Annotated in this window: 23 protein-coding genes; 9 read left to right on the top strand and 14 right to left on the bottom strand. The window is 61.6% G+C overall.

The features are described from left to right. The first annotated feature begins 92 nt into the window (after positions 1–92). A complete protein-coding gene (locus tag AC127K_RS11950; RefSeq protein ID WP_483720450.1) occupies positions 93–443 on the top strand; it encodes a transposase in 351 nt (116 codons plus the stop codon). Then, positions 434–1,282 (top strand): IS3 family transposase, encoded by an 849-nt coding sequence (locus AC127K_RS11945; protein WP_483720451.1) that lies wholly within the window; start codon positions 434–436, stop codon positions 1,280–1,282. The genes AC127K_RS11950 and AC127K_RS11945 overlap by 10 nt, the downstream gene beginning before the upstream one ends. A gap of 77 nt (positions 1,283–1,359) precedes the next feature. Here AC127K_RS11945 and AC127K_RS11940 read toward each other — a convergent pair whose 3' ends face one another. Continuing rightward, positions 1,360–3,789 (bottom strand): HAD-IC family P-type ATPase, encoded by a 2,430-nt coding sequence (locus tag AC127K_RS11940; protein ID WP_483720775.1) that lies wholly within the window; start codon positions 3,787–3,789, stop codon positions 1,360–1,362. 142 nt (positions 3,790–3,931) lie between these two features. Next, the gene (prfB, locus tag AC127K_RS11935; RefSeq protein WP_294539390.1) at positions 3,932–5,053 is read right to left on the bottom strand and encodes a peptide chain release factor 2; all 1,122 of its coding nucleotides are present in this window, start codon (positions 5,051–5,053) and stop codon (positions 3,932–3,934) included. Positions 5,054–5,235: 182 nt separating this feature from the next. Here prfB and AC127K_RS11930 point away from each other — a divergent pair, with 182 nt between their 5' ends. The 6 genes from AC127K_RS11930 (at position 5,236) to rpsR (ending at position 10,165) form a co-directional block, all read left to right on the top strand. Next, positions 5,236–6,246, top strand: a complete 1,011-nt coding sequence (locus tag AC127K_RS11930; RefSeq protein WP_483720774.1) for an RING finger protein — start codon at positions 5,236–5,238, stop codon at positions 6,244–6,246. A 57-nt stretch (positions 6,247–6,303) separates the two neighbouring features. After that, on the top strand, positions 6,304–7,230 hold the full coding sequence (locus AC127K_RS11925) for a nucleotidyltransferase family protein (protein WP_294539386.1): 927 nt from the start codon (positions 6,304–6,306) through the stop codon (positions 7,228–7,230). Positions 7,231–7,420: 190 nt separating this feature from the next. After that, positions 7,421–8,977 (top strand): UDP-glucose--hexose-1-phosphate uridylyltransferase, encoded by a 1,557-nt coding sequence (locus AC127K_RS11920; RefSeq protein WP_483722193.1) that lies wholly within the window; start codon positions 7,421–7,423, stop codon positions 8,975–8,977. A gap of 124 nt (positions 8,978–9,101) precedes the next feature. After that, positions 9,102–9,386 (top strand): 30S ribosomal protein S6, encoded by a 285-nt coding sequence (gene rpsF / locus AC127K_RS11915; RefSeq protein WP_483720773.1) that lies wholly within the window; start codon positions 9,102–9,104, stop codon positions 9,384–9,386. A gap of 22 nt (positions 9,387–9,408) precedes the next feature. Then, positions 9,409–9,885, top strand: a complete 477-nt coding sequence (locus tag AC127K_RS11910; protein WP_294539383.1) for a single-stranded DNA-binding protein — start codon at positions 9,409–9,411, stop codon at positions 9,883–9,885. Between the two features lie 37 nt (positions 9,886–9,922). Next, a complete protein-coding gene (rpsR, locus tag AC127K_RS11905; protein WP_204646103.1) occupies positions 9,923–10,165 on the top strand; it encodes a 30S ribosomal protein S18 in 243 nt (80 codons plus the stop codon). Positions 10,166–10,269: 104 nt separating this feature from the next. Here the strand turns inward: rpsR and AC127K_RS11900 are convergent, their stop codons facing one another. The 3 genes from AC127K_RS11900 to AC127K_RS11890 all read right to left on the bottom strand — a co-directional run bounded on the left by AC127K_RS11900 (position 10,270) and on the right by AC127K_RS11890 (position 14,219). Next, positions 10,270–11,955: a protein kinase domain-containing protein gene (locus tag AC127K_RS11900; RefSeq protein ID WP_483720772.1), complete on the bottom strand. Its 1,686-nt coding sequence runs from the start codon at positions 11,953–11,955 to the stop codon at positions 10,270–10,272. Positions 11,956–11,973: 18 nt separating this feature from the next. Then, the gene (locus tag AC127K_RS11895; protein ID WP_294539378.1) at positions 11,974–12,708 is read right to left on the bottom strand and encodes a YebC/PmpR family DNA-binding transcriptional regulator; all 735 of its coding nucleotides are present in this window, start codon (positions 12,706–12,708) and stop codon (positions 11,974–11,976) included. Between the two features lie 119 nt (positions 12,709–12,827). Next, a complete protein-coding gene (locus AC127K_RS11890) occupies positions 12,828–14,219 on the bottom strand; it encodes an RsmB/NOP family class I SAM-dependent RNA methyltransferase (protein ID WP_483720771.1) in 1,392 nt (463 codons plus the stop codon). 118 nt (positions 14,220–14,337) lie between these two features. Between AC127K_RS11890 and AC127K_RS11885 the strand changes: the two genes are divergently transcribed. After that, positions 14,338–14,481 (top strand): hypothetical protein, encoded by a 144-nt coding sequence (locus AC127K_RS11885; RefSeq protein ID WP_294539375.1) that lies wholly within the window; start codon positions 14,338–14,340, stop codon positions 14,479–14,481. A gap of 110 nt (positions 14,482–14,591) precedes the next feature. Here the strand turns inward: AC127K_RS11885 and AC127K_RS11880 are convergent, their stop codons facing one another. From AC127K_RS11880 to ribF, 9 genes are all read right to left on the bottom strand, one after another. Further along, positions 14,592–15,014, bottom strand: a complete 423-nt coding sequence (locus AC127K_RS11880; protein WP_294539373.1) for a Mini-ribonuclease 3 — start codon at positions 15,012–15,014, stop codon at positions 14,592–14,594. Between the two features lie 8 nt (positions 15,015–15,022). After that, positions 15,023–16,303 carry a GTPase ObgE gene (gene obgE / locus AC127K_RS11875; protein ID WP_294539370.1) on the bottom strand — a complete coding sequence of 427 codons (1,281 nt, stop codon included), beginning with the start codon at positions 16,301–16,303 and terminating at the stop codon, positions 15,023–15,025. Positions 16,304–16,361: 58 nt separating this feature from the next. Further along, positions 16,362–16,613 (bottom strand): 50S ribosomal protein L27, encoded by a 252-nt coding sequence (gene rpmA / locus AC127K_RS11870; protein ID WP_204646139.1) that lies wholly within the window; start codon positions 16,611–16,613, stop codon positions 16,362–16,364. A gap of 14 nt (positions 16,614–16,627) precedes the next feature. Further along, the gene (rplU, locus tag AC127K_RS11865; RefSeq protein WP_204646141.1) at positions 16,628–16,939 is read right to left on the bottom strand and encodes a 50S ribosomal protein L21; all 312 of its coding nucleotides are present in this window, start codon (positions 16,937–16,939) and stop codon (positions 16,628–16,630) included. Between the two features lie 142 nt (positions 16,940–17,081). After that, entirely contained in the window at positions 17,082–17,942 is an 861-nt protein-coding gene (folD, locus tag AC127K_RS11860; protein WP_483720770.1) for a bifunctional methylenetetrahydrofolate dehydrogenase/methenyltetrahydrofolate cyclohydrolase FolD, read from the bottom strand. A gap of 73 nt (positions 17,943–18,015) precedes the next feature. After that, a complete protein-coding gene (gene lgt, locus AC127K_RS11855; RefSeq protein WP_483720769.1) occupies positions 18,016–19,110 on the bottom strand; it encodes a prolipoprotein diacylglyceryl transferase in 1,095 nt (364 codons plus the stop codon). A gap of 17 nt (positions 19,111–19,127) precedes the next feature. Then, entirely contained in the window at positions 19,128–20,420 is a 1,293-nt protein-coding gene (gene yfmH, locus AC127K_RS11850) for an EF-P 5-aminopentanol modification-associated protein YfmH (protein ID WP_483720767.1), read from the bottom strand. Further along, a complete protein-coding gene (locus AC127K_RS11845; protein ID WP_483720766.1) occupies positions 20,417–21,697 on the bottom strand; it encodes a M16 family metallopeptidase in 1,281 nt (426 codons plus the stop codon). The genes yfmH and AC127K_RS11845 overlap by 4 nt, the downstream gene beginning before the upstream one ends. Before the next feature lie 74 nt (positions 21,698–21,771). Further along, a complete protein-coding gene (gene ribF, locus AC127K_RS11840; RefSeq protein ID WP_483720764.1) occupies positions 21,772–22,722 on the bottom strand; it encodes a bifunctional riboflavin kinase/FMN adenylyltransferase in 951 nt (316 codons plus the stop codon). Between the last annotated feature and the right edge of the window lie 3 nt (positions 22,723–22,725).

The raw sequence follows: 22,725 nt of genomic DNA, 5'->3' as shown, positions 1-22,725 counted from the left end.
ACACATACAAAAATCCCCTGCCGACCTTTCCTGAACTGCACCCCATTTGTTAGACAGTATGGTATACTGGATAACAAGTGGGGTGCTTTATTATGCCGAAAGGAATACCAAACAAACGCTACACACCGGAATTTAAGCAACTGGTAGTGGAGACAATGCGAGAAGAACATTTAAGTGTTCGGGAAGTAATGCGAAGGTTTAAAATCAATGATCATGGCATTATTGAACGCTGGGAACGAATCTATCTTGAAGAAGGGCCGGAAGGATTGGCGATAGAACGTCGAGGGCGCAAAAGAAGAAGCCGGCTTGCGAAGCTGTCTAAAACAGTTGAAGAAGACCTTATTGCCGAGAACCAGCGACTGCGCGCGGAGAACGAATACCTAAAAAATTTGCAAGCCTTGGTTTTGGAGGAAGAGCGACGCCGGCACAGAAAATGCAGGTAGTCCAAACACTAAGGCCGAAATATCCTTTGTCCCAGCTGCTCGAAATCGCTCAACTGCCTCGTGCCACTTTCTACTACCATCTGAAGCGGATGCAAAAGGAAGATAAATACGAAGAAGCAAAAGCGGAGATTTCCTCCATTTACCACGAAAACAAAGGGCGGTATGGATACCGGCGCATTACCGCAGCACTACACAAGAACGGTATACATTTGAACCACAAGACGGTGCAGCGACTCATGAAAGATCTGGGATTGGTTTGCCGTGTCAGACCCAAGAAGTATCGCTCTTACAAAGGAGAAGTGGGCAAGATCGCCCCTAATCTGCTGAACAGAGACTTCCATGCGGAAATGCCAAACCAGAAGTGGGTTACTGACGTGACAGAGTTCAGCCTGTTCGGCCAGAAGCTCTATCTTTCTCCAATCTTGGACCTGCACAATGGGTATTTGGTAAGCTACGCTATCTCTGACCGTCCGGTTTTAAGCATGGTAACGAAGATGCTTGCCAAAGCCTTTGAAACCATACCGGATGGAACCAGACTGATTCTTCACTCCGACCAGGGCTGGCAATACCAGCACAAGCAGTACCGGAGGATGCTTAAAGCAAAGGGCATCCGGCAAAGCATGAGCCGCAAGGGAAACTGTTTGGACAATGCAGTGGCGGAAAACTTCTTCGGTCTGCTCAAGAGCGAATTGCTCTATCTACAAAAGTTCCAGTCCATGCGGCACTTCAAACAAGAACTCATTGACTATCTGGATTACTACAATAACCGACGTATTAAGACAAAGCTAAAGGGCCTGCCGCCTGCAATTCACAGACAACAAGCCCTTTCGGTTGCTTGAACAGTTTTTATTTGAAAATATTGTCTAACTTTTGGGGGTCATTTCATCCGGACGGCGGGGGATTTTTTGCACCAGATTCAGCTGCGGTGTTTCTGCCACCAGGTATACGTACCGGTGACCGCCCGGGTCAGCAGCCGCAGCAGGTAAGGTGTGACCGCCCAGAAGAGGAGCAGGAGCAGCCACTCCTGCCGACCGGGCAGGACCAGTTCCAGGGCCGGCCCGAACACCGCCACCCCGGCAGCGGCCAGCAGCAGCATGCCGGCCCACAGGGCAGCGTGGGTGGGCGTGAAGGGGCGGCAGACCCGCCACAGTACCCCCAATCCCACGCCCAGCATGACCAGGGTGGTCAGGGTGGAAAGCATGGCATAAGGCATATCCACCGCTGCCGCCACCGCCTCCAATGCCAGAATCAGGATCAGATCCGTGAGCCCCCCCGGCAGCGCCGCCCGCAGCACATTGGGCAGGAACCGCCCCTGCACCAGTTCATGGTTGGGCTCCAGCGCCAGCACGAAAGACGGGATGCCGATGGTCACCGCCGCGATGAGGGTCAGCTGGACCGGCTGCAGGGGATAAGGCAGGGTGATACATAGCGCCGCCAGGGTAAAAGTGAAGGAAAACAGATTCTTGACCAGATACAGCGCCGCGGAGCGCTGGATATTGTTGATCACACGACGGCCTTCCGCCACCACGGCGGGCAGGCCGGAAAAATCCGATTCCAGCAGCACCAGCTGCGCCACCTGGCTGGCTGCCTGGGCGCCGGAGGCCATGGCAATGCCGCAGTCCGCATCCTTCAGAGCCAGCACATCATTGACGCCGTCACCGGTCATGGCCACGGTGTGTCCTGCCGCCTGCAGGGCCCGTACCAGCTGCCGTTTCTGGTCAGGGGTCACCCGGCCGAAGACGGTACAGCGCTCGGCGGCTTCCGCCAGTTCCGCCGGGGTGTGCAGGGTGGTGGCGTCCACAAAGTTATCGGCCCCGGCAATGCCCGCCTGTCGGGCCACCCGGCTGACCGTGAGAGGGTTGTCCCCCGAGATGACCTTGACAGACACCCCCTGCTCCGCAAAATAGCGGAAGGTCCGGGGCGCTTCCGCCCGTACCCGGTTGGACACCGGCAGCAGAGCCAGAAACTGCAGTTTTTTCGGGTCCAGGCCGGTCTTTGGGTCGGGGCGGCCATCATAAGCGGCCAGCAGCAGGATCCGGCTGCCCCGTTCCAGATAAGGCAGGATCTCCTGCCGCAACTCCGCGGCCCGGGCGCCGGCCACCACCTCAGGCGCCCCCACCACAAAGGCTCCGTGGTCCCGGAAAACAGCGGCACTCCATTTCCAAGCCGAGCTGAAAGGCACCGCGGCGGTGCGGGGCCAGCGTTCTCCCCCGCCCCCGGCAAACCGGCGGCTGAGGGCCCGGGCGGTATCGTTGTCCGGTTCGGTGTCGGCATACAGGCTGCGCAGCACCGTCTCCACCCGGTCCAGGGTCCAGCTTTCTTCCAGAAGCTGGGGTTCCCCGGCTTCCATCTCCGTCTCGGTGATGGTCCCGGTCTTGTCCACGCAGAGCACATCCACCCGGGCCAGGGTCTCGATACAATTCATGTCCTGCGCCAGCACCTGGCGTCGGGCCAGCCGGATCATGCTCACCGCCAGGGCCACACTGGTCAGCAGATACAGTCCTTCGGGGATCATGCCCACCAAAGAGGCAACCGTCCCCTCCACCGCATCCCGCAGGGTCATGTCCAGCGCCGCAAACTGGTTGAGGAACATCAGGATGCCCAGCGGCACCAGGGCAATGCCGATGAACCGGATGAGCTTGTCCAGGGAGCGCATCATCTCCCCCTTGGGCACCGCGTGATCCCGACGGGCTTCCGCTGCCAGACGGTTGGCATAACTATCCGGCCCCACATGGGTGAGCTGGGCCCGACACCGGCCCGAAAGCAGAAAGGACCCCGACCGCAGCACATCCCCGGGGCCCTTGTCCACTGCATCCGCCTCCCCGGTGATGAGAGCTTCGTTGGCCTGGGCGGTACCGGTGCGCACCACGGCGTCGGCACAGATCTGTTCCCCGGCCACGAACTCCACGATATCATCCCGCACCAGTTGCTCCGAGGGCAGCAGGCATATCTCTCCATCCCGCACGCAGCGGACCTTGTGGGCAGAAAGAAGGGTGAGCCGGTCAATGGTGCGCTTGGCCCGCAGCTGCTGCACAATGCCGATGACCGCATTGCAGACCACCACCCCGAGGAACCCTGCGTTCAGGTAGGACCCCACCGAAAACAGGCAGATTGCCAGCACCACAAACACCAGATTGAAAAAGGTAAAGATGTTTTCCCGCAGGATCTGCCCTTCGGTTTTGCTGTTGCTCCGGGGCGCCTGATTGGTCAGCCCCGCAGCGGCACGCTCGGCCGCCTGCGATGCGGTCAGGCCTCTGTCCGGTTTGGGGGAAAGGACCGCCGGGGCCGGTCCGGGCTTCTCCCCTGCCGGACGGCGCGGAGAGGGTGACGGGTGACAGCTGGCCAAGGGAAACGACCTCCTTTACCGGAATACAAAAAGTGTGTTCAGTAGTATACGACCGCCTTTGTGAACAAATAAAGTCCGGACGGTTAAGACGCGGCAAAAACAAAAAATGCTCCCGTTCATACGGGAGCATGGTGGTTCAGATTCAGACTTCTTCCAGTTCGCCGCGGGAAGCCGCCTTCAGGTAGGCATAGATGAAGCCGTCCAGGTCGCCGTCCATGACGGCCTGCACGTTGCCGCTTTCGTAGTTGGTGCGGTGGTCCTTGACCAGGGTGTAGGGCATGAAGACATAGCTGCGGATCTGGTGACCCCAGGCGATCTCGTTCTGCACACCCTTGATGTCGTCGATCTTGTCCTTGTGCTGCTGCAGGGCGATCTGATACAGCTTGGCCTTCATCATCTCCATGGCGTACTCACGGTTCTGCAGCTGGCTGCGCTGGGTCTGGCAGGAGGTGACGATGCCGGTGGGCTTGTGGATCAGACGGACGGCGGAAGAGGTCTTGTTGATGTGCTGGCCGCCGGCGCCGGAGGAACGGAACACCTGCATCTCGATATCGTTGGGGTTGATCTCGATCTGGATCTTTTCGTCCAGTTCGGGCATGACTTCCAGGCTGGCAAAGCTGGTCTGCCGGCGGGCGTTGGCGTCAAAGGGGCTGATGCGCACCAGACGATGGACGCCGTTCTCGCTCTTGAGCATGCCGTAGGCGTTGGCGCCCTTGACCATCATGGAAGCACTCTTGATGCCGGCCTCGTCCCCGTCCAGCACGTCCAGTACCTCCACCGAGTACCCGTGTGCTTCGGCCCAGCGGGTATACATGCGGTAGAGCATCTCCGCCCAGTCCTGGGCTTCGGTGCCGCCGGTGCCGGCATGGAAGGTGAGAATGGCGTTGTTGTGGTCGTATTCGCCGTTGAGCATGGTCATGAGCTGCAGCTCATCGATGGCCTTTTCCACCCCGTTGACGGCTTCCTCCCCTTCCGCAATGAGGGAAGGATCGTTCTCCTCCTCGATCATTTCCAGCAGGGTGCCCGCCTCCTCATACTGGGTGGACAGTTTGCGGAAGCGTTCCAGCTTGTTCTTCAGCTCGCCCATCTCGGAATAGACCTTCTGGCTGCGGGCCTGATCGTCAAAGAAACCGGGCATGGTCATCTGGTGTTCCAGCTCGGCCAGACGCTTTTCACTGGCTTCAATGGACAGGGCATCCCGCAGGTCGTTCACGGCGGTCTGGAAACTGCCCAGTTTGGATTTCAGTTCGTCAATGGTGATCATATATCAATACCCCTAAGTTTATGATAGTTATACAGGATAAGTATAAACGAAAAAACCGGCCTTGTAAAGGGCCGGCCTTTGCGCATTGTTCACGGAAAATTCTTTGCTTTCCCCACCGGCATGGTGTATAATGATTTCTGTTAACAGCCGCCAGAGGCGGCCTATGAATCACGGAGGCTACCATGAGCAATTATACAGGCAGCACATGTCCTGTGTGCCATAAACCTTTTGCGCCTACGGATGACGTTGTCGTCTGTCCGGACTGCGGTACGCCCTACCACCGCGCCTGCTGGCCGGCGGACGGCGTGTGCGTGAATGCAGCCCGCCACGGCACCGGTTTTGAATGGGCGCCGGACGGCGGCGGCGATGACAGCCAGCCCGCCTGCCCCAACTGCGGTGCCCGCAATCCCGCCGGCACCCATTTCTGCAGCCATTGCGGCGTTCCTCTGCCGGACCATCCCCAGAGTGCGGAAAATCCCCGCAGCGCCGGGACTTCCGGTCAGGAACCCCATCGGCCCATCTACGATGATCCCAACTATGAGGCCCCCTCCTCCGGAGCCGGGGCGCCGCCCCACATCAACACCTACTCCACCGGGCCGGAAGGCATTTACCGGCGGGAGATCGGTCCCGATGATCCTGTCGAGGGCATCAAGGCCCGGGATTGGGCCACCTTTGTGGGGCCGTCCAGTCTGTATTATCTGATCCAGTTTGCCCGCCAGGAACAGAGCGGTCACAAGTTCGGCCTCTCCTTTGCGGCCTTTTTCCTGGGTCCCATCTATTTCTTCTACCGCAAGATGTGGAAGGAAGGCGTGCTGTTCGCCCTGCTGGACATCGCCGTGACCATTCCCAGCTATATGGCGTTGCTGGTCATCTCGGATGCCCCCATCGTCAGCGGCATGAGTTCCGACTGGATCATCCCCGCCATGAATGTATGTGCCGTCCTGAGCTGGATCGTCATGATCGTGCGGGGGGCCTGGGCCGGATACTGGTACAAGAAGACCTGCATGCAGCGCATCCACAGCATTTATGAGCGTGTGCCCGAAGGGCAGGACCGCCAGGATATGCTGGCGCTGCGCGGCGGCGTGAGCATTCCCGCCATGGCCCTGTACCTGATCGTGTGTCTGGCGCTGACCTGGCTGCTGGTGTTCCTGGGTGTCACCCCCACCGCGGTCATGTCCATGTTCAGCATGTAATACAGCCGCCGGCCCTGTACCGAGCTGCGGCACCGAAATACAATGGAGGAATTTGTTATGAAAACCACCCTGGTCATTATGGCGGCCGGCATCGGCTCCCGTTACGGCGGCGGCATCAAGCAGCTGGCGGCCGTGGGTCCCAACGGCGAGATCATCATGGATTATTCCATTCATGATGCCATCGAAGCCGGTTTTGACAAGATCATCTTCATCATCCGCCGCGACATCGAGGAAGCCTTCCGGGAAGCCATCGGCGACCGCATCCAGGGCATCTGCGCCGGTCTGGGCGTGGAGCTGGGGTATGCCTTCCAGGAACTGGACGCCCTGCCCGAAGGGGTGACCCTGCCGGAAGGACGCACCAAGCCCTGGGGCACCGGTCAGGCGGTGCTGGCCTGCAAAGACCAGCTGGATGGTCCCTTTGCGGTCATCAATGCGGATGACTACTACGGCAAGCAGGCTTTTGTGCTGCTGCACGACTTCCTGGAAAATTACACCCCCGAAAAGCCCGGTGACCTGTGCATGGCCGGTTTTGTGCTGAAGAACACCCTGAGCGACAACGGCGCCGTGACCCGGGGCATCTGCCGCATGAACGCCGAAGGCTACCTGACCGGCGTGGATGAGACTTCCGGCATTGAAAAGACCGCTGACGGCGCACAGGCCGGCGGCAAGGCCGTGGATGCGGACAGTCTGGTGTCCATGAACATGTGGGGCCTGACCCCCGAGTTCGTCACCATGCTGGACCAGGGGTTTGTGGAGTTCTTCGGCGGCATTGCCGGCAACGAGATGAAGGCCGAGTACCTGCTGCCCATCTTTATTGACAGCCTGCTCAAGCAGGGCAAGGTCAGCGTCAAGGTGCTGCCCACGCAGGACCGTTGGTTCGGCGTGACCTATCAGGAGGACAAGCCGGTGGTGGTGGAGTCCTTTGCCAAACTGATCGAGGCCGGTGTCTACCGCAAGGACCTGTTCAGCGACCTGCACAAATAAAATCATCTGTTTTTGCCCCGGCCTTTTTCTGCGCCGGGGCATTTTGGTACGCAGGAACGAAAATCACAAAACAATGACATTACTGGGCATGGAAAGAGAGGGCAAAATGCGGTATCGTAAAAACAGGAGGGATGTCTGTATGAGCAATCCGAACAATGAACCCATCATCGCCGAAAAGCCCGTTTCCGAAATGACTGCCGCCGAGCTGGATTCCGCCCTGGCCCTGGATGTGGAGCGCCTGCTGCGTTTCGGGCGCAAGCACAAGATGATCAAGGACCTGGACATGCTGGTGGCCTGCAACACCCTGCTGGACCTGCTGGGGCTGAGTGCGCCCTGCGAGGAAAAGCCCCCGAAGGAGAACTTCGACACGCCCACCGAGATCCTGGAGCATATGCTGGACCTGGCCGCCGCCAAACAGCTGTTTGACAACGACGTGCCCCAATACCGCATCAACTTCGAGACCCGCCTGATGGGCGCCATGATGCCCCGGGAAAGCGAGATCCTGCGCAAGTTCCGCAAGCTGTATGCCAAGCGGGGCCCCGAAGCCGCCACCGATTGGTTCTATGATCTGTGTGTGGTGTCCAACTACATCCGCACCGCCCAGATCGCCAAGAACATCCAGTGGAACACCAAGACGCCGTATGGCGAGCTGGAGATCACCATCAACCTGACCAAGCCGGAAAAAGACCCCAAGGTCATTGCCATGGAGCGGCTGCAGCCCGCTGCCAGTTACCCCAAGTGCATGCTGTGCAAGGAGAACATCGGCTATGCCGGCCGCATCAACTTCCCCGCACGGCAGACCCACCGCATCGTGCCGGTGCATCTGGCCGGAGAGGAATTCTACCTGCAGTACAGCCCCTACGCTTACTTCCACGAGCACTGCATCATCCTGCATGATGAGCACAAGCCCATGGAAATGGACCGCCGTACCCTGGCCCAGATCTTTGACTTTGTGAGCCAGTTCCCCCACTACACCTGCGGCTCCAACGCCGACCTTCCCATCGTGGGCGGCAGCATCCTGAGCCACTCCCACTTCCAGGGCGGACGGTATGTCTTCCCCATGCAGAAGGCCGGCATCGCCACCCCGCTGCAGGATCCCCGCTATACCGGCGTGCGCGCCGGCATCCTGAACTGGCCGGTTTCCACCGTCCGCCTCATCGGCCGCAGCTCCCAGGAAGTGCAGACCGCTGCCAACAACATCCTGACCGCCTGGAGGGAATACAGCGATGCCAGCGTGGATATCCTGTCCCACAGCGGCGACACCCCCCACAACACCGTCACCCCCATCCTGCACTATGACGACCAGGACGGCTACATCCTGGATCTGGCCCTGCGCAACAACCGTACCACCGAGGAGTATCCCGACGGCATCTTCCATCCCCACAAGGAATATCACAATATCAAAAAGGAAAATATCGGCCTGATCGAGGTCATGGGTCTGGCCATCCTGCCGGCCCGCCTGAAGGACCAGAGCGCCATGATTGCCGATATCCTGTGCGGGGCCGCCCCCAATACCAGCCGGGAAGAAGGCAGCCCCCTGGCCGTGCATGCCGACTGGATCGACAGCCTGATTGCCAAGTATGGCACCAGCATGACCCCGGTGGCCGCCAACACCGCTGTGCGCAACGAGATCGGCGTGGTGTTCAGCCATGTGCTGGAAAATGCCGGTGTGTTCAAACAGGATGAGGAAGGCAAGGCCGCTTTCCTGCGCTTTGCGAAGAGCGTGGGGTTCAAAACCGTCGAATAAACGGTGAAAATCCTCTTGACTTTTCGGCACGGATTTGGTAAAATAAGTTGCTGTGCCGAGAGGCACATATCCTTGCCCCTGCGCAAGGCAGGGGCCCTATGTCCAAAAGGAGGTGTACAGAATAATGGCTAAGTACGAAACCATGCTGGTTACCAGTTCCAACCTGGATGAGGAAGCGAGCGCTGCCCTGGTGGGCAAGTTCAAGTCCCTGATCGAGGCGAATGGTACGATCGATTCTGTCGACGAATGGGGCAAGCGCCGTCTGGCGTATCCCATCGAAGACGAGACTGAAGGCGTGTACACGGTGATCAAGTTCACCAGCGACCCGTCCTTCCCCGCCGAGCTGGACCGTGTCTACAAGATCAAGGAAGGCGTGCTCCGCACCATCATCATTGCGGAGGAAGCCTGAGAGGTTTTAAGGAGTTAACACCATGCTGAATGTTGTTGCAATCATGGGCCGCCTTGTGGCTGACCCGCAGCTGCGCCAGACGACCACCGGCAAGAATGTGGCCTCGTTCCGCATTGCCTGTGACCGCGGTCGTCGTGACCCCAATGGCCAGAGTCAGGCGGATTTCCTGGATGTGGTCGCCTGGGACCGTACGGCGGAATTTGTCTGCCGTTACTTCCAGAAGGGTTCCCTGATCGCCGTGGACGGCCGTCTGCAGACCCGCAGCTATCAGGACAAGAACGGCAACAACCGGCAGGCTGTTGAGATCGTGGCCAACAATGTGAATTTCACCGGCCCGAAATCCCAGAACCCCGGCCCCGGCATGGGCGCGCCTGCAATGTCCGCGCCCGCCCCGGCAGAGTATTCCCGTCCCGCCGCTCAGCCCGCTGCACCTGCCTATTCGGCCGGCAGCAACGATGATTTTTCGCTGATCGAGGATGAGGGAGATCTGCCCTTCTGATCATTGAATCGTATCATTCTATAAGGAGGTTAAGACCATGGCTATGGATCGTTCTTCCCGCCCGATGCATCGCGGCCGCCGCAAGGTGTGCAGCTTCTGCGTCGATCGCATCGATCACATCGATTACAAGGATCTGCCGCGCCTGCGCAAGTACGTCACTGAGCGCGCCAAGATCATTCCCCGCCGTGTCACCGGCACCTGCGCTTTCCATCAGCGCGAACTGACCGTTGCTATCAAGCGCGCCCGTCATATGGCTCTGATGCCCTACGTCAGCGACTAATTGACAACGGTTGCTCCGGTTTTCCACCGAAGCGCACAATTAAGTGAAAAACCCGCCGCGAAGCAGCTGCTTCGCGGCGGGTTTTTGTTATATCCGATGGTCTGTCAGGCAGCGGGTGTGGGCGACGGTGCGGCGGAAGCCGCATCCGGGTCCCCTGCCGGCTGCACCGACACGGTGGGACTGTCATCCCGTTCCCCGGCGATATACACCGTGACGATGGCGTTTCCGGTATCCAGCTTGCGGCCCGGCTCCAGGTTCTGGCCGTCCAGCTCACATTTGGCCACACAGCCGGCGGCGTACTGGCCGTCATTGGCCATGATCTCCATGCGGTACTGGATTCCCTTGGCGTCCAGCAGTTTGATGGCGTTGTCCTGGGTGAAGCCCACAATGTTGGGCATCTCCACCAGGTTGGGGCCCTTGCTGACCACGATCTGGATGATGGGTGTTTCCTCGGTCTGCAGGGTTCCGGCCAGAGGATCCTGGCTGATGACACAGCCTTCCTCCACCTCGGAGGAGTAGTCCTCCGTCATCACAATGCGGTATTTCTGATACAGATCACTGTTCTTGATCTCGGTGGCATAGTTCTTGCCCACCAGGTCGGGCACGATCAGCAGATCACTGTTGTCGCTGCTGTCACTGCTGCTTGCCTCCCCCGCTCCTGCGGCAGAGGCCGGTGTGGGGGTGGGTTTGGCTGTCTGCTCTTCCGAGCCCCTGGGGGCCAGCAAGCTCCACAAAAGCAGCCCCGCCAGCACAAAGATGACCACCATGGAGGCCCCCAGAATCTTCTTGGTGGAGATCTGGTTGTCTCCCCGCTCAAACATGGCATTGGCCACGCTGGGGTCGGTGAGGGCACTCATGAGTTCGGGCACCGTCTGCATCCGCTTGGCGGGATCCAGGCGCATGGCACAAGCCAGCACCTGGGCAAAGTAGGTGGGCACACCGTTTTCCAGGCTGTGGGCGCTTTCCAGGCTGTCCCGCACCTTGCGCTGGGGGGCCGCCACCGGCGTCTGCCCCGTGACCAGGCGGTAGGTCACCGCCGCCAGGGCATACACATCGGTGTAACGGCCGGAAAACTCCGCCGCGCTGTACTGCTCCGGCGCCGCATACCCGGCGTAAAGCTGACTTTTCAGCTCACTGCCGCCGGTGCGCAGGGCCAGGGTACCGTAGCCGGTGAGGCGGGCGGAACCATCAATGGGCAGCAGGATGTTGTCCGGGCAGATGCCCCGATGGATGAGCCCCGCCTTGTGCAGCTGGATGACCCCTTCCATCACCGGCTGCAGAAGGGTGCGGGCCTCGGAGGGAGTCAGGTTCCGGGAGCGCAGGGAAAGATAATGGGTCAGGGTCATCCCTTTCTCATTTTCTTCCACCGCGTAAACGGTGTTGTTTTCTTCCAGCACGTCCAGGATCTGGGACAGGCCGGTGGCCGGGGTCAGGTTTTTCAGGTCCACATACAGATCCTGAAAATCCATCCGGCTGGTCTTGAACAGGACCTCGCGCCCTTCCTTGGGCATCAGGGCCCCTTCCGGGCTGCGCCCGTTGCAGAGGGTGACGGGAAAGTATTCTTTGATCAGCACAAAACGGCGGGTCTCATTTTCCACACCGCGGTAGGCCAGACCGTCGCCATCGGCGCTGAGGTACTCCCCTACCGTGTACCGTTCGCCCAGCTGCGTGCCCAGAGGCAGCGCACCTTCCGGATTATGGTTTTCCAGGCTGCGCCCGCAGTGGGGACAGTCCCCGTGAAATCCGTCTTCCAGCGGTTCCAGGCAGAAAGGGCAAAGAATCTTGGTCATAACGTCCCCCTTGCAAGGTCAGGGCAGGTCGTCCTCGTTCTCCAGGTTGTGCCAGACGTTCTGCACGTCGTCGTCCTCTTCCAGAGCGTCCAGCAGCTTGCCCATGTTGGTCAGCTGGTCGGCATCGGACAGGGCGGTGGAGGTGGAAGGCACCTGCGCCACATCGGCGGAGATGAATTCGTAACCCTTGGCTTTCAGAGCGTCGCAGACGGCGGTGAAGGCTTCGGGGGTGGTGGTGACTTCGGCGGCATCTTCGCCGGCATCAAAGTCATCGGCACCGGCGTCCAGAGCATCCATCATCAGAGTGTCGGGGTCTTTGTCTTCCAGGTCCACGACGATGACGCCCTTCTGGCTGAACAGGAAGCCAACGCAGCCCATCTGGCCCAGGTTGCCGCCGAACTTGTCGAAGTAATGGCGCATGTTGGCCGCGGTGCGGTTGCGGTTGTCGGTGAGGGTATCCACCATAACGGCGATGCCGCCGGGGCCGTAGCCCTCATAGGTCATGGCTTCATACTCGGTCTTGTCGCCGCCCTCGGCGCGCTTGATGATGCGCTGGATGTTGTCGTTGGGCACGTTGTTGGCCTTGGCCTTGGAGATCAGGGCGGCCAGCTTGCCGTTGGAAGCCGGATCGGCGCCGCCTTCCTTAACGGCAACGCTGATTTCGCGGCCGATCTTGGTGAACACCTTGGCGCGGGCGCCGTCGGTCTTTTCCTTCTTGCGTTTGATGTTGTTCCATTTGCTATGTCCGGACATGGATGATCCCCCTAATATATAGTGTGGGCCGGACGTCGGCGGTTAAACCGGCGCAGGGCCTGTTGTACATGGACAGTAAATTATACCACGTTTTGGCGAATTTTTCAAGTTCCGGCTGTTCAGCCCAGGTTTCGCAGCCCTTTGGGGTAGTGATTCTTGATGCGGCCGCCGCTGACCTTGCCCCCGCCCAGGGGGAAGCCGTCCACCAGCACGGCGCACCAGCCGTTGGCAGCGGTCCGGGCCTCGATCTCCTCTCCCCGCAGCCATGCGGCGGTGCGCGGGTCGTCCAGGGTCAGCTCTTCCCGGTTGCGGCAGGATGTTCCCCAGGCCATGAACAGGGCGTGGGAGGGCTCAAACCGCTTTTTCAGCACCTTGCCGGCCGGGACCCCCGCGCGCAGGGTGCGCAGTTTGTGGGGCGGCAGGGATGTTCCCGGCGGGAGAACAAGCCAGTCCCCCACCGTCTGCACCGGCCGGTCGGCCAGTTCCGGGAAAAGGGCACGGGCAAAGTCAGCCCACTCCGCCGGAACTTTGGCGGGACCTCCCCTGCGGTCTCCCCTGCCCTTTTTGCGGGCAGGTTCTGTGGACGGGGCCGGTTCGGCATCCGCCGACTTCTGCAGCTTGGCCATGAAGTGCCCTTCGCCCCCGTCGGCTGGCCAGATCCGGCGGCACTTTTCGGCGCCGAAATCGTACCCCGCCCGGTTGGGTTCCCCGGGGCGGCCGAAACCGCAGCCGCTGAGATCACACAGGGTAAATTCAGGGTGGCGCTGCAGGAAGTGGGCCACCTGGCCTTCGTCCTCCTCCGGGGCAAAGGTGCAGGTGGAGAACACCAGAATTCCACCCGGCGCCAGCAGGGCGGCCGCGTTGTCCAGGATTTCCCCGCCCAGGGCGGCGCAGTGCTCGATGAGGGCCTGACTGTTCTGTCCGGCTGCAGCGGCTTCCTTGCGGAACATGCCTTCCCCGGAACAGGGCGCATCCACCAGAACCCGGTCGAAGAAGGCCGGAAAGGCGGCGGCCAGACGGGAGGTATCCTCGTTGAGGACCACCGCGTTGGACACCCCCATCCGCTCCAGATTCTGGCGCAGAATCTCCGCCCGGGCGGAATCGTACTCGTTGGCCACCAGCAGCCCCTGGCCCTGCAGGGCGGCGGCCAGCTGGCTGCTTTTGCCCCCTGGGGCGGCACACATATCCAGTACCTTATGGCCGGGGTGCACTTCCAGCAGGGCGGCCGGAGCGGCGGCGCTGGGTTCCTGCACATACAAGACCCCCGCATGGTGCCAGGGATGGCGGCCGGGGCGCAGGTCAGGGTCGGTCAGGGTAAAGGCCGCCGTGCAGAAAGCGGAGGGCGCTAGGGGCAGTCCGGCACCGGCCGCCACCACGTCGGGGGCGCAGCGCAGTCCGTTGACCGTGATGCCCCGGGCCGGGGTGGGGGTCGCATAGGTCAGCAGTTCCGTAAACCGGCTGCCCAGCAGCGCCCGTTCGCGGGCCTCAAAGGCGGCGGGAAAAGAAAACAACCGTGTTTCACCTCCTGAAAAAGGAAAGGCCCGGCTGCATAAACGGCATGCAGCAGGGCAGACTTATGGCAAGGGACCGGAACGCGGCCCCCGTCAAAAACGAAAGGAGCAAACCACTATGGCACGCAACATGAAAGACTGCACCAACCAGACCACCCAGAATACCCAGAACACCACCAACAAGAAGAGCACCCAGAAGATGACCGGCATGCAGAAGACCACCAACGGTCAGAACAAGACCGGCAGCCAGAACAAGAAGTAAGTTCCGGCGGCGCGTTCCGAGGGCGGGGGCAGGCCCCGCCCGGTTACATAAGAGAGCTGCCGGGGCAGCTCTTTTTGATTTTGAATGGCTCGCAGCGCTGCGTTTTGCGGTTACCCCTGCTGAGACGATGTTTCGGGGCCGCCCGCCTGCCACAGCACCTCAAACAGCTGGGCGACACGGTCGTTCTGCCCCTGCAGGTACAGCCAGCCCAACAGGCATTCCAGACCGGTGGAGGCCCGGTATTCCTGGGCGGTGGCATGCTTGGCCACGGTGGCTTTGCTGGCGTTCTTGCCCCGGCGCAGCACAGCGGCTTCCTGCTCGGTGAGCAGAGGTTCCAGGGCGGCCAGTTCCCGGAACTGGGCCCGGGCGGACACATACTGGGTGGCTACGCTGTGCAGGCGTCCCGGCTGCAGCCGGGTGGTGCCCACCAGGCGGCTGCGGACCAGCAGTTCCAGCACCGCATCCCCCACAAAGGCCAGAGCCAGGGGGGACATTTCCTTGATATCGATTTCCGGTACAGATTCAGGCAGCATACCACACCTCAGAATACATAGTCGAATTCATATTCGCCGATCTTGATGGTGTCGTCCTCCTGCACGTTCTGGCGGACCAGTTCATCCAGAATGCCGGAATCCCCCAGCTGGGTCTGGAAATACTGCAGGCTTTCGTAATCCTCCACGTTGGTGCCGGCCAGGATGCGCTCCAGCCAGGGGGCATCCACCGTGAACTCGTGTTCGCCGGTCTTTTCCACCGTGAAGGGCCGCTTGGGCTCGGCGCTCTTGTCGGGACGGACGTACTCCGGCTCAAAGACCTTCACCGGGGGCAGTTCCTGCAGGCGGGCATATACCAGCTTGGGCAGGTTGTCGATGCCCTGGCGGGTGGCGGCGGAGATGGGCAGGAAGGTCAGGCCCTTGGCCTCGATGAACTGGCGGAACTCCTCGATCTGCTCGGGGGTGGCCACATCGCACTTGTTGCCCAGGACGATCTGGGGACGCTGGGCCAGCTCGGCGCTGAAGTTGGCCAGTTCATGGTTGATCTGCTCAAAGTCCGCCTTGGGGTCCCGGCCCTCGCAGCCGGACACGTCCACCACATGCAGCAGCAGGCGGCAGCGCTCCACATGGCGCAGGAAATCGTGGCCCAGGCCCACACCCTCGGCGGCACCTTCGATGAGGCCGGGAATGTCGGCACAGACGAAGCTCTGCTCGTCGGCCACCCGCACCACACCCAGCACCGGGGTCAGGGTGGTGAAATGGTAGTTGGCGATCTTGGGTTTGGCCGCGCTGATGACGCTGATCAGGGTGGACTTGCCCACATTGGGGAAGCCGATCAGGCCCACGTCGGCAATGACCTTGAGCTCCAGGCGCAGGTGCAGGTCCTCCCCGGGCAGGCCGGGTTTGGCGAAGCGGGGAATCTGACGGGTGGGGGTGGCAAACCGGGCATTGCCCCAGCCGCCGCGGCCGCCCTTGGCCACCACCACCGGCTCGGAGCCGGAAAGGTCGGCCACTACCAGGCCGCTTTCGGCCTCCTTGAGCACGGTGCCCCGGGGGACCCGGATGACCAGGTCCTCGGCGTCCCGGCCTTTCTGGCGGGCACCGCGGCCGTTTTCGCCGTCGGCGGCGTTGTATTTGCGCTTGTAGCGGAAATCCATCAGGGTGGAAAGGTTATCGTCGGCCACAAAGACGATGTCGCCGCCGCGGCCGCCGTCGCCGCCGTCCGGGCCGCCGGCTGCGACGAATTTTTCACGGTGGAAGCTCACCGCGCCGTCGCCGCCCTTGCCTGCGTGCAGCCAGATGGTAGCGGTGTCGATAAAGTTGCTGGGCATGAATTGACTCCTTTATAACATGGAAAACGGCGGGCCGTACGGCCCGCCGTTTGAAAGGTTACTGCTTAACGGTGCAACGCTTGCGGTCGCGGCCCATACGCTCGAAGTGGACGCGGCCGTCAACGAGAGCGAACAGGGTGTCGTCGCTGCCGATGCCGACGCCCTCACCCGGATGGATGTGGGTGCCGCGCTGACGGACCAGGATGTTGCCGGCCAGAACGTACTGACCGTCGCCGCGCTTGACGCCGAGGCGCTTGGACTCGGAATCACGGCCGTTCTTGGTAGAACCTACGCCTTTTTTATGTGCCATTGTGTTTTACCTCCTTAGCCGTTGATCGCGGTGATTTCCACCTTGGTGTAGGGCTGACGATGACCCTTGCGGACCATGCTGCCCTTCTTGGGACGATAAGTCAGGATGTTCAGCTTCTTGCCCTTGCCGTTCTTGACGACCTTGGCAACAACGGAAGCGCCGTCCACGACGGGAGCGCCAACCTTGACGGAACCTTCCTCGCCCACGGCCAGAACCTGGTCGAAGGTGACTTCGGTATCGGCCTCGGCATTCAGCTTCTCGACGTAAACAACATCGCCGACCTTGACGCTGTACTGCTTGCCACCGGTTTTGATAACTGCGTACATGATGGTAACCTCTTTCAATAAGTCTCGCTGGATGTGGGGCGGCGCCGGGGCGCACTTTCAGAGCCCATACCATGCGGCTTATATAGCTTACCATAGAATATGGGACAAGTCAAGCGGTTTTATTCGTCCAAAGGCAGATTTTTTACTGCTGCCTTTCCAGGGCCGCCCGTACGGCGGCCACGGTGTTCTTCATGAGCATGGCCCGGGTCATGAGCCCCACCCCGCCGGGTACGGGGGTGATGAAAGCGGCCTTCTCGCTGGCGGCGGCAAAGTCCACGTCCCCGTGCAGTTTGCCGTCCGCGCCCCGGTTGATGCCCACGTCGATGACCACCGCGCCGGGTTTGACCATGTCCCCGGTGATGAAGCCCTGACGGCCCACCGCGGCCACCAGGATGTCCGCTTCCCGGCAGATGTCGGCCAGGTTCCGGGTGCGGGAATGGCAGATGGTAACGGTGGCGTTGGCCGCCAGCAGAAGCAGGGCTGCCGGCTTGCCCACGATGTTGGACCGGCCCACCACCACAGCGCGCTTGCCGGCGATGTCGATGCCGGTGGACTGGATCATCCGCAGGCAGCCCGCCGGGGTGCAGGGGGCGAAGCAGGGTTCCCCGGTGAGCAGGCGGCCCGCATTGACGGGGGTGAAGCCGTCCACGTCCTTTTCCGGGGGGATGGCCGCGATCACCGCCGACTCGTCGATGTGGGCGGGCAGAGGCAGCTGCACCAGAATACCGTGCACCGCGTCATCCGCCGCCAGGGCATCGATGCGGGCCAGCAATTCCTCCTGGGTGGTGGCGGCATCCAGCCGGATGACCCGGCTCTCGATGCCGCACTCGGCGCAGTCGTTGGCCTTGCCCCGCACATACACCTGACTGGCCGGGTCCTCCCCCACCAGCAGCACGGCCAGACAGGGCACCACGCCCTGCTCTTTCAGCTGCTGCACTTCGGCGGCGGCTTCTGCCTTGACGGCGGCCGCCAGTTTCTTTCCGTCGATGATGGCTGCACTCATGTTCAGCACTCCCCTCTTGTGTTTTGAAAAGTCCCCGGCCGACAGATGCGGTGCGGGGACGGTATGAACGGATTTATTCGGGTTTGGATTCCGCCGGCTGTTCCGGTTCGGCGGCAGGCTCCTGTTCCGAAGAGGGAGCCTCCTCTTCAGGCACGGCGTTCAGGTCCAGTTCCTTCAGCCGCCGGTTCATGGCCGCGGTGGCAGCCACAAATTCCTTGTGGCCGGCGCTGGCGGGCAGGGTATCCGGGGTGAAGCGGTCCCCCGCCGCCTTCTGCTTTTTCAGGTCATCCACGGCCAGGGTGACCAGGGGCGCGGTGCGGCCCCGGGATTTCTGCAGACCGTAAACCTGCAGCACAATGGCCACGGCTACGGTGACCAGCGCTACCACCTGGCTGAAGCGCAGGCTGGTGTTGCCAATGAGCAGCGAGTCGGTGCGCAGACCCTCGATCCAGTAACGGCCCAGGCCGTACCAGGTCAGGTACATCAGAAACAGCTGCCCATGGAAGCGGCGGTGCCGCATATACAGAAACAGCACCAGGAAACCGAACAGGCACCACAGGCTTTCATACAAAAAGGTGGGATGCACCGGCTGGCTGGGGTCCACGGTGACCCCCTGGGCGGCCAGGGTCTGCTGCATGCTGGTCAGGTAGCGGTAGGTGCCCTCGCTGTACATGCCCCAGGGCAGGGTGGTGTTGCAGCCGAAGGCTTCCTGGTTCATGAAGTTGCCCCACCGGCCGATGCCCTGGCCGATGAAGAATCCCATGCCCACCACGTCAAAGAGGGGCAGGATCGGGACCTTGCGCCAGCGGGCGGCCAGCCCGCCAAAGACGAAGGCGCCGATGATGCCGCCGTAGATGGCAATGCCGCCTTCCCGGATATCCAGCATCTCCCAGATGGATTCGTACTCGAAGGGCGCCATGGCCACATAGCAGGCCCGGGCACAGATGATGGCCATAACCGTACCGATGAACACTACATCCACCAGACGGTCGCTGTTGATGCCGAAGTCGGCAGAATAATGGAAGGCAAACGCCATGGCCAGCAAAAGACCGGCGGCGATGAGGATGCCGTACCAGTACACATTGAAGCCGCCGATGGAAAATGCCACGCGATCAAGGGTGAACGCCAGCCCCAGGCCGGGGAACTCTACATGAAACACTGTATCCATGGATATATCCTCTTATGTTATTGGTTTTGCGGCTCGATCTCCACATAGGTCATGCGGTCCTCACTGAGCATGGACTGCAGAGCCGCGTTGGCGTCGGCCACCGTGAGGGTGGCCAGGGCTTCGATCTCGTCGGCCAGGGTGTTGCCCCGCAGGTGGGCACTGGCCAGAGCTTCGGCGGCATCCTCCACCCCTTCCAGGTCGGCAAGCATCTCGCCGTACATCTGGTTTTTCACCAGGGTGAAGAGTTCCGGGTCCACGCCCTCCCGGCGCAGGCGCCGGATCTCCTGCCGCACCATATCGGCCACAACCCGGGGAGTCTCGCTCTCCCCGGTGAAGGCAATGACGCAGCAGCCGGCTGTGCTCACCGTGTCACCGCTGAACTCCGGATTGACCAGGGCCTGGTCATAGAGTTGGCGATACAGGGCGGTCAGCCCGCCGCAGACCAGATCCGGCAGCATATCGGCCAGCATCTCGGTGCGCACATCCCCCCGGAGGAGGGAGGCTTCCCGGAAAGCCAGGGCAAAGCAGGGCTTGTTCACCGGCATGGAGAACCGCATCTCCGGCCGGGGCACATCGTTTTCGGGGCGGTTGGCGGCCACCTTGACCGTGTGGTCGGGGGCGGGCTTGTCCAGTCCGGCCCGACGGCAGGCGGCCACCGCCTGGTCCAGGGTGATGTTGCCCGCCACCGACAGCACCATGTTGCCGGGACGGTAGAAGGCGTCGGTACAGGCATACAACAGGTCAGGGGTGAGCTGGGCGATGCTGTCCACCGTACCGGCGATATCGTCCCGGATGGGATGGTCCTTGTACAGGCAGCGGAACAGGCCGGTCATCAGCCGCCAGTCGGGGCTGTCATCATACATTTTGATCTCCTGACCGATGATGCCCTGTTCCTTGGCGATGGTGGCCTCGGTGAACCAGGGATGGCCCACCATGTTCAAAAGAATGTCCAGGTTTTCGTCGATCTGACCGCTGGCGGTGAAGATATAGCAGGTACGGTCGTAGCCGGTGAAGGCGTTGGCCGAGGCGCCGGTCTTGGCGTACAGCTCAAAGGCGTCCCCCTGCTCCGACTCGAACATCTTGTGTTCCAGAAAATGGGCGGTACCGGCGGGCAGTTCCACCGCCTTGCCGTCCAGGGTGAATTTGCGGGTGGTGGACCCGAAAGCGGTGGCATACATGGCATGCACCGTGCTGTACCCCGGCATGGTGCGGCAGAGCACCGTGAGCCCGCTGGGCAGGACGGTGCTCTGGCAGCGGATGGCATCGGCGGCCTTGGCCCGGATGCCCTGCATGGTCTGGTCCTGGCTCATGGTGCCACCTCCTCGTTGCCGGCGGTCACAGCGTAACACACCGAATAATGATAGCCGTTGAGCAGTTTCCGCACTTTCTCGGCGGTAACGGCCTGGATGAGCACCTTGCCGTACTCCGGCGGAGCCAGGGCTTCGCCCCGGGCGATCTGGCCGTAATACCAGTTTTCCAGCCCGCCCAGGCTGTCGCCCAGGGCGTCCATGCCGGACATGAGGCTGCGGCGGCAGTCGTCCATCTCCTCCTCGGTGATGGGACCGCAGCACAGGTCCTCCAGCTCTTTCAGGATAGCGGCTTCGGCCTTGGCCTCCCCGCCGGGTTCCACCCCGGAATCCACCATCATGACGCCGGTAGAGCGCAGGGCGCTGGCCCCGCAGTAATAGCAAAGGCTCTGCTTTTCCCGCACGTTGCGAAACAGACGGCTGGTGGCGGAACCGCCGAACACACTCATGGCCATGCGCAGCTGGGAAATGCTGGGCAGGTCTTCCGGCGTGCCGGTGGTAAAGAGCATGCACAGTTTGGCCTGGGTCACACCGGGGATCTCCTCGGTGAAATGGCGGGTCTCGGTGACAGGCATGGCCATGGCCGAGGCAAACCGCTGGGGAGTGCGCCGGACCTTTTCCAGCTTCTGGAGAAGCAGATCGGCCACCCGGGCACTGTCCGCCCCCTGGACCATCACGTCGATGGAGGCGGTGGACAGGATGCGGTCATATTCCGCCTTGAGGGTGGCGGGGGTGACATCGGGCAGGTCGGCCCGATACCCGCCCAGCTCAATGCCGGCGGGGGAATCCCCGTAAAAACGGCGGCGGGCCTGACGCACACAGTACAGGCGCTTGTTGTTGAACTCGGCCTGCAGGCGGCGGTCCAGGGTCTCTTTTTCAATACGGACGGCTTCGGGATCAAAGACACCGTCCACGAGATAGGGTTCAAACACGATGCCAAAGGCGATATCGGCGTATTCGGCGCTCAGGTTCTCCCCGGTCAGGGCAAACTTGTCCTTGATGCCGCAGATATCCACCGTCAGCACCCGGTCGGTGCCGGCGGTGCCCAGATCCACCCCCAGGTCGGCGCCGTACAGGCGGGCCAGCTTGCGGGAAAGGGCAGTCATGTCCGGGCACCGGGCATAGCCGCGTTCCAGCACCAGGGGCAGCACCGCGGCATCGGTGGCCGAACGGCGCAGCGCCGGGTAGCGCAGATGGATGGTGATGCGGCAGCGGTTGAATTTTTCGGCATCCAGCGTGGTCAGATATACGCCGGGTGCCAGCTGCTTGCGTTCAAACAAAGGCGTTTCCTCCGGATTTGGGTATATTTTGCAAAATCCTGCTTCATTATACGCCCTTTGGGGCAGGTTGTAAATCAATCCATGTGGCCTTCCAGACCCTGGAAATAGGCCCGACTGCGGGCGGCAGCGGTGGTGATCAGGTCGGACAGGGCCTGCAGGGAATCAAACTTGCGTACCGGGCACAGGTACCGGTGGAATTCCAGCACCGGCCGCTGGCCGTACACGTCCCCGGAAAAACCGGGCACATAGGTCTCGCAGCTGACGGCGGCGCCCTTCTCCGCCACCGTGGGCCGGGGGCCGATGCCGGTGGCCGAAGGGTACCAGGTGCCGCCGATGCAGATGCGGGTCAGATAGACGCCGCAGCAGGGCTGCAAAGTTCCGGCAGGATAGTTCTGGTTGATGGTGGGGGTGCCCAGTTTGCTGGTACCCACCCCCTTGCCGTGGGTGACGGTCCAGTCGATGGCATAAGGGGCCCCCAGCATGGCGTTGGCGTCGGGCAGGCGGCCCTCTTCCAAGGCGGCCCGGATGCGGGTGGAAGAGACCACCTCGCCCCGGTAGCGGGCCATCTCCACCACCGTGACCCGGATCCCGGCGGCAGCGCAGAGTTCCTTGAGGCGGGGCACATTGCCCGCCGCCCGGGCGCCGAAGGTGAAGTTATCCCCGCAGAAAACGGCTTTGGCGTGGAAGCACCCTACCAGGATATCCTGCACAAAGGCTTCGGGGGTCAGGGAGCAGAAATCCGCAAAGGGCGGTTCCATGAGCCGCCGCACCCCCAGGGAGGCAATGCGGGCGTGTTTCTGGGCGGTGGAGAGAATGCGGCCGCCCTTGAGGGTACTGCCCTCCGCCAGTTCAAAGGTAAAGACGGCGGGCATCAGGCCGCTGCGCCGTGCTTCGGTCACGGCGGCGGAGATGACGGCACGGTGGCCCAGATGGACCCCGTCAAAAAAGCCCAGGGCCACGGCGCTGCCCTGGGGGGCATCCACCGGAGCGATGGCCGGGATGATCTGCATATCCAATTGCTGCATCGT

This window comes from Subdoligranulum sp. DSM 23681 (assembly GCF_057005535.1).
The sequence above is the reverse complement of the archived record's forward strand: the minus strand, read 5'-3'. Positions and strand labels throughout refer to the sequence as shown.

Bases quoted from the DNA above. Each gene is read 5' to 3' on its own strand.
- AC127K_RS11950 (WP_483720450.1), top strand. From the start codon at position 93: ATGCCGAAAGGAATACCAAACAAACGCTACACACCGGAATTTAAGCAA.
- AC127K_RS11945 (WP_483720451.1), top strand. From the start codon at position 434: ATGCAGGTAGTCCAAACACTAAGGCCGAAATATCCTTTGTCCCAGCTG.
- prfB (WP_294539390.1), bottom strand. From the start codon at position 5,053: ATGATCACCATTGACGAACTGAAATCCAAACTGGGCAGTTTCCAGACC.
- AC127K_RS11930 (WP_483720774.1), top strand. From the start codon at position 5,236: ATGAGCAATTATACAGGCAGCACATGTCCTGTGTGCCATAAACCTTTT.
- AC127K_RS11925 (WP_294539386.1), top strand. From the start codon at position 6,304: ATGAAAACCACCCTGGTCATTATGGCGGCCGGCATCGGCTCCCGTTAC.
- AC127K_RS11920 (WP_483722193.1), top strand. From the start codon at position 7,421: ATGACTGCCGCCGAGCTGGATTCCGCCCTGGCCCTGGATGTGGAGCGC.
- rpsF (WP_483720773.1), top strand. From the start codon at position 9,102: ATGGCTAAGTACGAAACCATGCTGGTTACCAGTTCCAACCTGGATGAG.
- AC127K_RS11910 (WP_294539383.1), top strand. From the start codon at position 9,409: ATGCTGAATGTTGTTGCAATCATGGGCCGCCTTGTGGCTGACCCGCAG.
- rpsR (WP_204646103.1), top strand. From the start codon at position 9,923: ATGGCTATGGATCGTTCTTCCCGCCCGATGCATCGCGGCCGCCGCAAG.
- AC127K_RS11900 (WP_483720772.1), bottom strand. From the start codon at position 11,955: ATGACCAAGATTCTTTGCCCTTTCTGCCTGGAACCGCTGGAAGACGGA.
- AC127K_RS11895 (WP_294539378.1), bottom strand. From the start codon at position 12,708: ATGTCCGGACATAGCAAATGGAACAACATCAAACGCAAGAAGGAAAAG.
- AC127K_RS11885 (WP_294539375.1), top strand. From the start codon at position 14,338: ATGGCACGCAACATGAAAGACTGCACCAACCAGACCACCCAGAATACC.
- AC127K_RS11880 (WP_294539373.1), bottom strand. From the start codon at position 15,014: ATGCTGCCTGAATCTGTACCGGAAATCGATATCAAGGAAATGTCCCCC.
- obgE (WP_294539370.1), bottom strand. From the start codon at position 16,303: ATGCCCAGCAACTTTATCGACACCGCTACCATCTGGCTGCACGCAGGC.
- rpmA (WP_204646139.1), bottom strand. From the start codon at position 16,613: ATGGCACATAAAAAAGGCGTAGGTTCTACCAAGAACGGCCGTGATTCC.
- rplU (WP_204646141.1), bottom strand. From the start codon at position 16,939: ATGTACGCAGTTATCAAAACCGGTGGCAAGCAGTACAGCGTCAAGGTC.
- folD (WP_483720770.1), bottom strand. From the start codon at position 17,942: ATGAGTGCAGCCATCATCGACGGAAAGAAACTGGCGGCCGCCGTCAAG.
- lgt (WP_483720769.1), bottom strand. From the start codon at position 19,110: ATGGATACAGTGTTTCATGTAGAGTTCCCCGGCCTGGGGCTGGCGTTC.
- yfmH (WP_483720767.1), bottom strand. From the start codon at position 20,420: ATGAGCCAGGACCAGACCATGCAGGGCATCCGGGCCAAGGCCGCCGAT.
- ribF (WP_483720764.1), bottom strand. From the start codon at position 22,722: ATGCAGCAATTGGATATGCAGATCATCCCGGCCATCGCTCCGGTGGAT.